The following is a 12,247-nucleotide window of genomic DNA, read 5'->3' as shown; positions in this document are numbered from 1 at the left end:
AACAATTTTTAACAAAAGTCAGAAGGTAAAACTGAAAAATGGATAAACGTAAAGAGGAAATTGTTGATGTTGCTTTAAGAAGATTTTGTCATTATGGATTTAATAAAACCACAATGAACGAAATTGCTGAGGATATGAAAATTACTAAAGCAAATCTTTACTATTATTACCAAGATAAGTCCGCCTTGATTACAGATGCGATAGCGGTGGTTGCGGATGAGCTTTATGAAAAGGAATGGGTTCTTATAGAAAAGTATAATGGAAATCTGATCCAGACCTTATATGATATTGTGGAACTCCGTGCGACGTATCTTAGTAAATATTATATGCTTCATATCGATGAAAATCTAGAATGGATAAAGGGGGTCGAAATAAGATCCGTAATTGATAATTTATATAAACGGGATATATCTGCTATTAGGGAGCTTTTTTCGAAAGCCGTTAAAATGGGAGGTGTTCAGATCCGAGATGTGGAAGAGGCTAGTGTTTCTTTTGTCGAGATCATGAAATCTGTTGGTATTATGCATAATGTACAAGATATTATGTCCGGAATTCCAAATAGAGCTAATGTAGGTCATATACTAGAAAGTCAAAAGAGAGCTATCAGATTAATTTTCGAGGAAAGAATCGTCACAAATAACAACTAAATGAAAAGGATACGAATTATTGCGGTTTTATTAGCAGGTGTTTTTGCTGGTAGGTATGCAGATGCACAAGAGGTTTTGACTCTGCAACAAGCTATAAAGTATGCACTGGAGAACAAAGCAGATGCTAAAAAATCCGCTTTGGAACTTGAAAATGCGGAATATCAAATTGATGAAGTACGTGGTGCTGCTCTGCCTCAGATAAATGGTATAGGAGCTTTAAAATACAACGTTATTATTCCAGAAATTCCGATTGATATGGGTGGACAAGTGACTACTGTAAAAATGGGGCAGCCTTGGAATTCTACAGCTATGGTCTCTTTAAATCAACAGCTGTTTAATCAAGCGGTCTTTACAGGTTTAAAGGCCGCAAAAACGACTAAGGAGTTTTACTTGGTGAATTCCCAGTTGACAGAGGAACAGCTGATCGAGAAGGTGTCTATTGCATATTACGATATTTTTCAAACACAATTACAGCTTGAGACTATTCAAACTAATCTTGATAATACCACAAAAACTAAAAATGTTGTGGATGGGTTAGTGAAAGCGGGATTACAAAAGAAAATTGATTTAGATCGTTTGGTTGTTGCAGTAAATAATTTGGAGTCACAAAAGCAACAAATTTTAAACGCACTTCAACTGAAAGAAAATGCACTCAAGTTTGCTATAGGTATGCCTATCGAAAACGATATTGAATTGCCAGAAGAAACCTTTGATATAAATGGGGCTATTACCATGGAATCTATGGATGTTGAATCTAGATCAGAGGTCTTATTAATGAATAAACAGATTGAGCTTTACGAATTGCAGAAGAAGTCAAAAGTAGCTGGTTTATATCCGACATTGTCTTTGGGGGCAGATTTCGGTTGGAATGGTTTCGGTCAAGGGTTTCCTGTCGGAGGAAATTTTATGTGGCCAAAAACGTCTAGCATAGGTTTAAACCTTTCTATTCCGATATTTACGGGGGGAGCTACAAAAGCAAAGATCAACCAAGCTGATATTGAAATACGACAAGCTAAAGTTGCTTTGGATGACACCAAATTGGGATTGTCTTTAGCAAATGAAAATGCCAAAGCGCAGATTAAAAATTCCTTATTAACAGTCAACACCAACAGGGCTAATGTTGTTTTAGCAAAAGAGGTGTTGTCTGATACAGAGAATAATTACAAGAATGGACTAGCTACCTTGACAGAATTATTGGATGGTGAGAAAGCACTTGCCGATGCTCAAAATAATCTCAATACTTCTTTGCTGAATTTTAAAGTTGCTGAAATTCAGTTAATCAAAGCAAAAGGGAAATTAAAATCATTAGTAAACGAAAAGTAATCTAAAAATATAATATGAAACGCGTTATAATAACCATAATAAGTATTGCAATTCTGTTGGTAGGTATTATTTATTTGCTAAATAAGAATAAAAAAAAGAACGAGGAGATAACTGCTGCTGCTGCTGTAACAAATGAAAAAGTTGCGGTACGTGTGGATACTGCCCGTATACAAATGGTGGATTTAGCATATGTCGTAAATGGTAATTTTATGCCCAAGCAAGAAGTTACTGTATCTGCTGAGACACCAGGACGTGTTGTGAAAGTTTTAGTAAGTGAAGGATCAAGAGTTAGCGCTGGGCAAACACTTGCTATCGTAGAAGGTGATAAGTTGAATGTTAATGTTGCAAATGCTCAAGCCAACTATGATAATGCATTACAAAATGTACAGCGATTTGAAAGTGCATTTAGTACAGGAGGAGTCACTCAACAACAACTAGACCAGGCTAAGCTTCAATTTGAAAATGCTAAAAATAACTTGCGCAGCGCGAAATTAACTGCTGGGGATGTGACGATAAAAACTGCTGTTTCAGGTATTATAAATTCGCGCAAGATCGAGCCGGGTACTTATGTGAATACGGGCGCTGCGGCTTTCGATATTGTGAATGTGAGTACGCTAAAGCTACGTGTAAATGTAGATGAGAAAAATGTAGCAACATTAGCTGTAGGTCAGATTGTAAACGTAGGAGTTAGTGTGTACCCTGATAAGACTTATACCGGTAAAATAATATTTATAGCACCTAAGTCAGACGGTAGTTTGAATTTTCCAGTAGAGATTGAAGTTTCTAACCCTAATAATGAATTACGAGCAGGTATGTACGGAACAGCACGATTCGGTGATACTGCTACTGCAAACGTTCTTGTGATACCACGTACTGCCTTTCTTGGTTCTGTAAGTGACAATAAGATTTTTGTCGTGAAAAATGGTAAAGCCGTAGCTACGACGGTTAAATCAGGAAGAAGTTTTGGTGATTATATTGAAGTGTTAGGAGGGGTAAATGCAGGCGATCAAGTTATTATCTCTGGTCAAATCAATGTATTCGATCAGGCTCCAATCTCTATTATTAAATAAAATCTGAACAGACGTTAAATAATATGAAGATTTCAGAAATTTCGATAAAAAGACCAAGTTTGATCATCGTGATGTTTATCATCTTGATCCTTGGTGGTATATTTTCTTATACCCGACTCGGGTATGAACTGATTCCTAAGTTTGATATCAAAGTTATTTTGATTCAAACAGTATATCCAGGTGCATCTCCCACTGAGGTGGAAAATACTGTTACCAAAAAGATTGAAGATGCGATATCTTCACTTGAAATGGTGAAAAAAATTGAGGCTACCTCTATGGAAAGTGTCTCAGTAGTAGCTGTGACATTGAACGATGAGGCGGATGTTAACTTTTTGCTTACGGATGCACAGCGGAAGATCAATTCTATTTTGAACGATTTGCCAGACGACGTCGATCCTCCGATCTTGAATAAGTTCTCGCTGGACGATATGCCAATCATGAGTTTAGCAGTTACTTCTAATTTATCTGAAAAGGAATTGTATGATCTGTTGGATAAAAAAATACAACCAGTTTTTGCTCGTATTAATGGTGTAGCGAAGGTTGATATGATCGGTGGCGAAGAACGTGAGATACAAGTGAAGGTTGATCCAGAGAAGCTCGAAGGTTACGGCTTGAGTATTTCGCAGATTCAACAGGTTATCGGAGCTTCCAATATGGATTTTCCTACAGGTAGTGTACAATCTAGTGAGAAACGTAACACCATTCGTCTTGCTGGTAAGATCAGTTCTGTTGAAGAATTGCGTAATTTACCTATTACTACTCCTGCAGGAGTGACTGTTTTTCTTCGTGATATAGCAGATATTCAGGATGGGGTAGCCGAGCTAGAAAAAGTAGCAAGGTTAGATCGTAAAAACACGATCTTAATGCAAGTGTATAAGCAATCGGATGCAAATGCTGTAGCTGTATCTAAGTTGGTTCAGGCGACGATAGCAACAAAAGATAAAGACGGGAATATCATTAAGGGGATTGAAAAAGATTATGTCAAGGAAGGTATACAAGTCCTAGTTGCGAATGATTCCAGTGAGTATACTTTGGATTCGGCCAATCATGTGATGAAAGATTTAGTAGTAGCCGTTATATTGGTAGGTTTTATTATGCTATTCTTCTTGCATAGTTTGCGTAATGCCGCTATTACGATGGTGGCGATTCCTTTGTCTCTTGTGGCGACCTTTATTGGGTTTTACTTTATGGGGTACACCTTAAATTTGATGTCTTTATTGGGATTGTCTCTCGTGGTTGGGATTTTGGTTGATGATGCTATCGTTGTCATCGAAAATGTTCACCGTCATATGGAGATGGGTAAAAATAGGGTACGCGCAGCGTATGATGGTGCTGCGGAGATCGGATTTACGGTTACGGCTATTACATTAGTAATTGTAGTAGTGTTTTTGCCAATAGCGATGTCTACAGGTTTGGTGGCTAATATTCTAGCACAATTCTGTGTTACTGTTATTATTGCTACAGGACTATCTTTACTGGTTTCATTTACGGTAGTGCCTTGGTTATATTCTCGCTTTGGTCGATTAGAGCACATCAATTCAAGTTCTTTCTTTGGTCGTATTATTTTAGGGTTTGAAAGAGGTCTTTCTAAATTCACACATTGGATCTCAGATATCTTAAAATGGTCTTTACGAACTCGAGGGAATAAAATTATAACGTTGGTTATTGCTGTTACCTTGTTTTTTGCATCATTATCATTGCCTATCTTAGGTTATATTGGGGGAGACTTTTTTCCTGCAAATGACAAAGGGGAATTTATGATACAGCTTGAGTTAGAAAAAGACGCTTCATTAGAGACAACCAATCAGTTAACACAACGCGCAGAAAACCTCATCGCATCAAAACCCGAAGTTAAGAGATTGATTACTACGGTAGGACAATCGAGCGATGGTGGTATGGGAGGGGTATCAGGGTCTCGGTACAAATCGGAGATTCACGTGATCTTAAAAGATGAATATGTTGGAGTTTTAAATTCTAAAGTATACTCTGCCGAGTTGAAGCGTGAATTGGAGAATGAATTAATCGGTGCAATCGTACGTACCGTCAATATGGGACTTATGGGGGCAGAGCAGGCACCGGTGCACTTAACCGTGATTGGTACTTCGATGGAAGATGCGTTGGATTTTGCTAACAAAGCTGCTGATATTTTGAAGAAAATACCAGGATCGTCCCAGGTAAGGTTGTCTTCTGAAGCTGGTAACCCTGAAATTAATGTCAAAGTGGATCGTGATAAGATGACTTCTTTGGGGCTGAATGTTGCTACGGTAGGTAGTACGATGCAGATTGCATTCTCTGGGAATACCGATAATAAGTTCCGTGCGGGTGATAACGAGTACGATATCAATATACAGTTCGATGATAAAGGACGGGCCAGTATAGACGATGTGCGTAAATTGAAGTTTATCAACAATCAGGGTGCTTCTATTACGTTGGAACAATTTGCAGATATTTCCTACGGTTCGGGACCTACTTTGTTGGAACGTCGTGATAAAACGCCATCAGTAGCTGTCAAAGCGCAGGTGATTGGGCGTCCAGCGGGCACTGTATCTGAAGAATGGAAAAGAGAGTTTGATAAATTAGAGAAGAAAACAGGTGTAGATACGATGTGGGGTGGTAATATGGAAAATCAGGAAGAAGGTTTTGGTACATTGGGAGTTGCGTTATTAGCTTCTATTATATTGGTTTATCTTGTTATGGTGGCCTTATATGATAACTTTGCAACACCATTTGTCGTTTTATTCTCGATACCACTATCATTTATTGGTGCCTTATTGTTGCTAGCACTGACGAATCAAACTTTGAATATCTTTACAATTTTAGGTATTATCATGTTGATTGGTTTGGTTGCAAAGAATGCCATTTTATTGGTTGATTTTGCAAATCATAAGAAGGCGGCTGGAGCGACGACGCATGATGCCTTGGTTGCAGCAAACCATGCCCGTCTTCGTCCGATTTTGATGACTACCATTGCCATGGTGTTTGGTATGATTCCTATTGCTATGGCGACAGGAGGGATTGCCGATACCAATAGAGGTTTAGCTATTGTAATTATTGGAGGTTTATTATCTTCGATGTTCCTGACATTGGTTGTTGTACCGGTAGTTTATTCAATTTTTGATAGTTTACAACGACGTTTTAGCAAAGGTCAAGATGTTAATTATAAAGAATTAATCGTTGCAGATTATGTGCCGAATGAAGATTATGTCGATGAAATGGATGTAAAGCACTAGTATTCATTTGTTTCGTGTATAGCGCGGGAGGAGTTCAAGTTCTTTCGCGCTATTTTTTTAGCGGTGTAGAATAAAACTATCTCTCTTTTTTAGAATAACCAAAGAAAAATGTTTGTATAAAGTTTTTAAATTTCTATATTTGCATCACCAAAACGGAATAGGTAATACCTAAAGAAGTGATGGTCGCTGCGCTCCTAGCTCAATTGGATAGAGCATCTGACTACGAATCAGAAGGTTAGGGGTTCGACTCCCTTGGTGCGCACATTAGTTAACTGAAAAGCCTAATTCTCTTAACGAATTAGGCTTTTATTTTTGTCACCAAAAATTACTCAACACTATGCTAAACCTTGTATTATTCGGTCCTCCAGGAGCAGGAAAGGGTACACAATCAGAAAAACTAATCAGTAAATATAACCTTGTGCATATTTCTACAGGAGATCTTTTTCGTGCACATATTAAAAATCAGACTGATTTAGGTAAACAGGTAAGTCAGATTATTGCCGACGGAAATTTAGTTCCTGATTCGATCACGATTGCGATGTTAGAAGAAGAGATTAAAAAGAATCCAGAAGCAAAAGGATTTATCTTTGATGGTTTTCCACGTACAGTTGCGCAAGCTGAAGCATTAGATCAATTTTTAGTAGATAACGATAGCGCTATATCTGGAGTTATAGCATTAGATGTTAATGAAGAAGAGCTAACACAACGCATTGCCAAGCGGCAGGAGATTTCCGGTCGTGCCGATGATGCTGCTGATAAGTTGAAAAAGCGTATTGAAGAATATTTCGGAAAGACAATACATGTTCTACCTTATTATGAGGCTCAAAATAAGCTATCTAAAGTAAATGGTATCGGTGATATTGACACTATTTTCACAGAATTATCTCACGTGATCGATAGTTATATTGCTTAATTTGTTATTATAAATAATTTTATGGCTCAGGGTTCTAATTTTGTTGACTATGTTAAGGTGTGTTGTAGGTCAGGGCATGGAGGGGCTGGTTCTTCGCATTTGCATCGGGACAAATTCACGGCCAAGGGCGGTCCAGACGGTGGCGATGGCGGACGAGGCGGGCATATTATCCTTAAAGGATCGACACAACACTGGACGTTATTACACCTTAAGTTTAGAAAGCATATTATTGCCGAATCAGGTGGGCCAGGCGGGTCGGCATTGCGGACCGGTGCTAATGGAAATGACGAGATTCTCGAAGTTCCTTTGGGTACAGTAGCAAAAGATGCGGAGACAGGTGAGATACTTTTCGAAATCACAGAAGAAGGAGAGACTAGAATTCTGACGGCAGGAGGAAAAGGCGGTTTGGGAAATTGGCATTTTAAGTCTTCTACACAACAGACACCTCGATTTTCACAACCCGGACTGCCTGGGATAGAACAATGGGTGATCCTCGAACTCAAAGTCTTAGCAGATGTTGGTTTAGTTGGATTTCCAAATGCAGGTAAATCGACCTTATTATCTGTTGTTTCGGCAGCAAAGCCTGAAATCGCAAATTATCCATTTACCACGCTTGTTCCTAATTTAGGGATTGTTGGTTATAGGGATAATAAGTCTTTCGTTATGGCAGATATTCCTGGGATAATTGAAGGAGCGTCAGAGGGAAAAGGGTTAGGAATTAGATTTCTAAGACATATAGAACGTAATTCTGTACTTCTATTTATGGTTCCTGCAGATACCGATCGTACTATCGAAGAGGAATATAATATTCTTCTAAATGAATTAACTTCTTATAACGACGAACTTTTGGTGAAGCCAAGATTATTGGCAATAACTAAGTCAGATATGTTGGATGAAGAATTAGAGGAAGAAATGAAGGCTCAATTGCCGAAAGATGTTCCCTATATTTTTATATCTTCCGTAGCCAATAAGAATATTCTTCCTTTAAAGGATATGTTGTGGAAAGCTATTAATGAAGGTTAAAAATAAAAGCTTAGTAATGAGTTCTTTTTAGTGGATTTGATAAAAAAAGTAGATAAATGTTTGCAAAAACGATGAAAATGCCTACTTTTGCAACACTTCAAACAACGAAGGATAATTCAAATAAAGAATTAGGATTCCGTAGCTCAGCTGGTAGAGCAATACACTTTTAATGTATGGGTCCTGGGTTCGAATCCCAGCGGGATCACAAAAAAGCTCAATCGAAAGATTGGGCTTTTTTTGTGCCGTTTGGGGGCGAACCCAAGGGTTTGATTCAAGAAAGATTCAGAATTTTGTGTTCGGGCCATGCGGGGCTGATCCAATCCCAACGGGATCACAAAAAGGCACAAATCTCTTTGTGCTTTTTTGATTTTACTCACTTTAAGCAAGGATTTTCAGGTATATACACCAGCCGATAACCATTTTTCTTTAGGGAGTTGATTGTATTGTTGTCGGGTGTTGTTTTAAATATACTAGATACGGGTTCGTAATAAATCTGATTTTCCATACCTTGCGTAAGACACATTGGAAATGTGCCTTAAAGATTACTCAAGAAGAGCAGGAAAGGCATTTTTGATATGGGATCCTGAGGTTCTATAATAATCACAGCAGATTGAGCTTTCGAAGCATCCCCTACAGTAAGCCCTTTTGTGTTTTTTTGTTCGATTTGGGGGATAGGCATTAGATTTAGCAAACACGAACGTAAATCGGATAAATTTCGTTTTTTCAAGTTGTATTAACGTTCATTTCAAGAGATTTGATTTAGGAGGAAGCTATCAAGCATTAACACCTTATCGTATCTACAATTCGCTTGGTTCATTTAATCCTAAAAATAGATGTTTTCGGCTAGGGGTAGCTTATAGGTTTAAGTGATTTTGTATCAGATTAATAGCTGTTTTTTTATGATTTAGTTTTAAATAAGTGCAATAATTGTTGGATTTATCTTTACCAAACCATTGCAATTACAAATATTTTTTCTACCTTTGCATCACTTCAAACGAAGGATAATTCAAATAAAGAATTAGGATTCCGTAGCTCAGCTGGTAGAGCAATACACTTTTAATGTATGGGTCCTGGGTTCGAATCCCAGCGGGATCACAAAAAAGGCTCAATCGAAAGATTGAGCTTTTTTTGTGCCCTTTCGGGGCGAACCCAAGGGTTCGATTCAAGAAGGTTCAGGATTTTGAGTTCGGGCCATGCGGGGATGAGAACCCAGGATCATACCGAAAGTTTGGGAGGTATCTTTATTAAGCATACAATTTCATTACACGATATAGGAAAAAGGTAGTATCTCTTACACCTCGAAAGATACTCCTGAACGCCTTAAGTTTTGCATTGAAGGACTCTGTGGACGCGTTTGTACTTCTATTGTCGAAGTATGGATCTTGCTACACTCTCGAACGATAGTATTCTTGAGCTCCCCACTTGATTGTGCCACAGCCCAAGTTTTGTAAACGCTATTTTCTTATCCTTGCACTTGTTGAAGATATCTCCCAATGCAATTCCCAGGTCGTAGGCTTTCTTTAGTTTTGGAAAGCGGATTAACAGAAGTTCCGCGAGCTGTCTTTGACTTTCTGTCCATCGACCAGGATGTTTACTCTCTTTTTGCATTTCCTGATTTCTCCGGTCTCTACAAAGTCTGATAAGGCATTTATACCACGAAGAAGGTCTCTTTTGCTCCGGGGAAGTGTGTGTTGCTTTGCGTACCCGCGTATGAGATAACTTCTTTCTAGTGATACAGAAGTAAAAATTGGAAATTGCCGAAATCAAATATGCTGTCGAACAAATCGTCAAGAAACAAAAAGGTCTCGACCAAAATATCGAATAGCTATTTGAATACATCGACCGCCTGCAGGCGGAGGAAGAGAAGACGAAGCAGATCTCAAAAGGTGAGATCGGATTTAAGGTCGGAGGAAAATAAGGGTGTATACCTCTAGGTGATAAGGAGGGATGTCAGTAATAATCTAATGTAAAATGAAAAAAGCTTTGACTAACACATTAAAGAGAAGATAGAATCACTTTTTAAACGATAAAAAGTCATAAATAAGTTATTTTATCAAATTCAAGCTTTCCTTGTTTTACTTGAGCTAGCTCCTTAGCTCTAAAAGCAGCAATATGTTGGACATAGTTTGTACTGGCCAACTGTCTTTCGACTTCGCTTTCCCCAAATGCTTCATAATTCTTTTCTGCTATAACTCTTTTTTTTAGTTCATTTTCAATGTTTTCAATGTTTTTCTTCGGGAAAACAGAAAAAAGGTTCATAATATGTGTTCCGAAATATACTTCTACCGGTCTAAGATTTTTAGAACTAAAATACAAGCGAACAAAAATAGTCTGTTTAGGATCTAGTTTTTCATCATCTATATTTTCAGGAATATTCGCTATTAAAATAGATGCAACCATCTCTTTATAAGTTGTTTTTAGGATATTCGGATCATAACTATAATCTTTATCATTCTCGAAAAGTTTATTTGAACGTTTACCAATGATTTTAAAATCTTGTCTTAGCTTTTTTTTAAGTGCCTCCAACTCTTTATCCTCCGATTTCTTATTTTTTGTATTTAGGGGGTTGTAAAAATATTTGTAATCAGCACATGAAGTGCACAGGATAATAAGTAAGAGAAGTTGAAGAATTTTCATTATTGATAACAATTAGTGTTTTCTAAAAAGTGCTGTATAGTAGCGGGAATAATATTTAGATTATTATATGGTAAAGAGGGCACCATCGCCTCCGGATTATATATTGATTTATATTGTCTAAACTCTTCTTTGTATTTTTTATACTGACTATTCGATGCAACGGTAGGATCAGCAAAAAAATTATTAGCATTAAATAAATTTCTATTACCATTGTTGTCGGTAGTTAATCCATTTAAAAATCCCCTATATTCTTCGGATTTAGACGCCGTGGGAATCTCAGAACCAATTCGTCCAACTAAATCTATAAATAAGTGAGTTTCAAACTCTATTTCTACTTTACCGTTAGATGCCGTATATTGATTTATTCCATTCGGGTAAATCTTATCCTGACACGCATGAAAGAGCTCGTGAAAAATGATTTGTCTATTAATCACGTAAATATTCTTAAACTGCAGGGATTTGGACCCCGCATTATAAGTCCCTCCACCTATATTGCTATTAATACATAAACTTATCTTTCCGTTACTGCTAGCCCTGCTAGCTAAAAATTGGAGCATTTTTTCTGTAAAACAATCAAAGGGGGGTCTACTTACTAATTCTTGGACTTCTGAAATGAACTTATTATGATTTTCTGAGCCAACTTCCATATCAGGGCAGGGATCAAAGATATCGTTAATATATCCAACTATCTGCGGACTTGGTGTAGGGGGCGTCGGAGTACCGTCCCCAGGTGTAGGGTTTTCTGGATTTGATACTTCAACACAAACCTCATTACAACTTTGCCCTATTACTTTAGTAACGCAGGATTCTCCTCCTTCTGAGTGCTCAGGTACAGAAGTACAGACTTGACCATATATCGGTGTACAGACGGTAGTACATTGTTGATAAGTACCGGTTGAACTTGAGCTTGTTATCAAATCCGATGACTTTACATTTGCTAAAGCCATTTTATTATTTTTACTTGATCTAGATAATGAATATCGAGCAATCATCCTAACATTCATATAATATTCTAGGCCTATCACCTCCCCGTTAAGTTTCTTATATTCAATATAACCAACAAAAGCCTTGTCAAGAGTGTTTAGTGTCATTCTTTCGCCTGTTTTATAGTAATTTAAATCTTCTATACAACCTGCTTCTGGAATATAAGTTATGATACGAGTATTTATATCGGTCTTAACTTCACTTTTTTCCTTCTCAAAGTAAATTAAATTACTATAAGAGTAAGCAACTCGAAGTTCTTTGGTTTGATCTGTATCTTCAACAAACCTTTTTACAATGTTGTATAAGTTTATATTATTATTAATAGTCAGATAAGGCACTTCAATACTTCTAAATTATTTAAGGTATATGTATTTTTCCTATTCCAATCAACTTCCCCTGTTGCCGCAAAATAAAGATCGT

At 37.4% G+C, this 12,247-nt stretch carries 8 protein-coding genes, 3 tRNA genes and 1 pseudogene; 9 read left to right on the top strand and 3 right to left on the bottom strand.

Annotated features, from left to right (window positions below; all coding sequences use genetic code 11):
- Positions 1-38: 38 nt before the first annotated feature.
- The 9 genes from G7B18_RS04390 (at position 39) to G7B18_RS04350 (ending at position 9,301) form a co-directional block, all read left to right on the top strand.
- The gene (locus G7B18_RS04390) at positions 39-647 is read left to right on the top strand and encodes a TetR/AcrR family transcriptional regulator (RefSeq protein WP_164108176.1); all 609 of its coding nucleotides are present in this window, start codon (positions 39-41) and stop codon (positions 645-647) included.
- A complete protein-coding gene (locus G7B18_RS04385; RefSeq protein WP_164108177.1) occupies positions 648-1,970 on the top strand; it encodes a TolC family protein in 1,323 nt (440 codons plus the stop codon).
- A 14-nt stretch (positions 1,971-1,984) separates the two neighbouring features.
- Entirely contained in the window at positions 1,985-3,040 is a 1,056-nt protein-coding gene (locus G7B18_RS04380; RefSeq protein ID WP_164122125.1) for an efflux RND transporter periplasmic adaptor subunit, read from the top strand.
- 23 nt (positions 3,041-3,063) lie between these two features.
- Positions 3,064-6,270 carry an efflux RND transporter permease subunit gene (locus G7B18_RS04375; protein ID WP_164122124.1) on the top strand — a complete coding sequence of 1,069 codons (3,207 nt, stop codon included), beginning with the start codon at positions 3,064-3,066 and terminating at the stop codon, positions 6,268-6,270.
- A gap of 188 nt (positions 6,271-6,458) precedes the next feature.
- Positions 6,459-6,532: transfer RNA gene (locus G7B18_RS04370), tRNA-Arg, on the top strand.
- A 75-nt stretch (positions 6,533-6,607) separates the two neighbouring features.
- Entirely contained in the window at positions 6,608-7,183 is a 576-nt protein-coding gene (locus G7B18_RS04365) for an adenylate kinase (protein WP_164108180.1), read from the top strand.
- A 21-nt stretch (positions 7,184-7,204) separates the two neighbouring features.
- Positions 7,205-8,206 (top strand): GTPase ObgE, encoded by a 1,002-nt coding sequence (obgE, locus tag G7B18_RS04360; protein WP_164108181.1) that lies wholly within the window; start codon positions 7,205-7,207, stop codon positions 8,204-8,206.
- A 132-nt stretch (positions 8,207-8,338) separates the two neighbouring features.
- Positions 8,339-8,411: transfer RNA gene (locus tag G7B18_RS04355), tRNA-Lys, on the top strand.
- Positions 8,412-9,228: 817 nt separating this feature from the next.
- Positions 9,229-9,301, top strand: a tRNA-Lys gene (locus tag G7B18_RS04350).
- Positions 9,302-9,450: 149 nt separating this feature from the next.
- Here the strand turns inward: G7B18_RS04350 and G7B18_RS04340 are convergent.
- The 3 genes and pseudogenes from G7B18_RS04340 to G7B18_RS04330 form a co-directional block, all read right to left on the bottom strand.
- Positions 9,451-9,814, bottom strand: a pseudogene (locus G7B18_RS04340) (transposase).
- A 426-nt stretch (positions 9,815-10,240) separates the two neighbouring features.
- Complete coding sequence (locus G7B18_RS04335; protein ID WP_164108183.1) at positions 10,241-10,843, bottom strand: hypothetical protein; 603 nt, start codon at positions 10,841-10,843, stop codon at positions 10,241-10,243.
- Complete coding sequence (locus G7B18_RS04330; protein ID WP_164122123.1) at positions 10,843-12,165, bottom strand: hypothetical protein; 1,323 nt, start codon at positions 12,163-12,165, stop codon at positions 10,843-10,845. The genes G7B18_RS04335 and G7B18_RS04330 overlap by 1 nt, the downstream gene beginning before the upstream one ends.
- Between the last annotated feature and the right edge of the window lie 82 nt (positions 12,166-12,247).

The sequence above is a fragment of the Sphingobacterium sp. xlx-130 genome, assembly GCF_011007405.1.
Lineage (GTDB): Bacteria > Bacteroidota > Bacteroidia > Sphingobacteriales > Sphingobacteriaceae > Sphingobacterium > Sphingobacterium luzhongxinii.
Note: the sequence above shows the minus strand (reverse complement) of the source record. Positions and strands in the feature narration are given on the sequence as shown.

Excerpts from the sequence above, each read along its gene's own strand:
- G7B18_RS04390 (WP_164108176.1), top strand. The coding sequence starts at position 39 with ATGGATAAACGTAAAGAGGAAATTGTTGATGTTGCTTTAAGAAGATTT.
- G7B18_RS04385 (WP_164108177.1), top strand. The coding sequence starts at position 648 with ATGAAAAGGATACGAATTATTGCGGTTTTATTAGCAGGTGTTTTTGCT.
- G7B18_RS04380 (WP_164122125.1), top strand. The coding sequence starts at position 1,985 with ATGAAACGCGTTATAATAACCATAATAAGTATTGCAATTCTGTTGGTA.
- G7B18_RS04375 (WP_164122124.1), top strand. The coding sequence starts at position 3,064 with ATGAAGATTTCAGAAATTTCGATAAAAAGACCAAGTTTGATCATCGTG.
- G7B18_RS04365 (WP_164108180.1), top strand. The coding sequence starts at position 6,608 with ATGCTAAACCTTGTATTATTCGGTCCTCCAGGAGCAGGAAAGGGTACA.
- obgE (WP_164108181.1), top strand. The coding sequence starts at position 7,205 with ATGGCTCAGGGTTCTAATTTTGTTGACTATGTTAAGGTGTGTTGTAGG.
- G7B18_RS04335 (WP_164108183.1), bottom strand. The coding sequence starts at position 10,843 with ATGAAAATTCTTCAACTTCTCTTACTTATTATCCTGTGCACTTCATGT.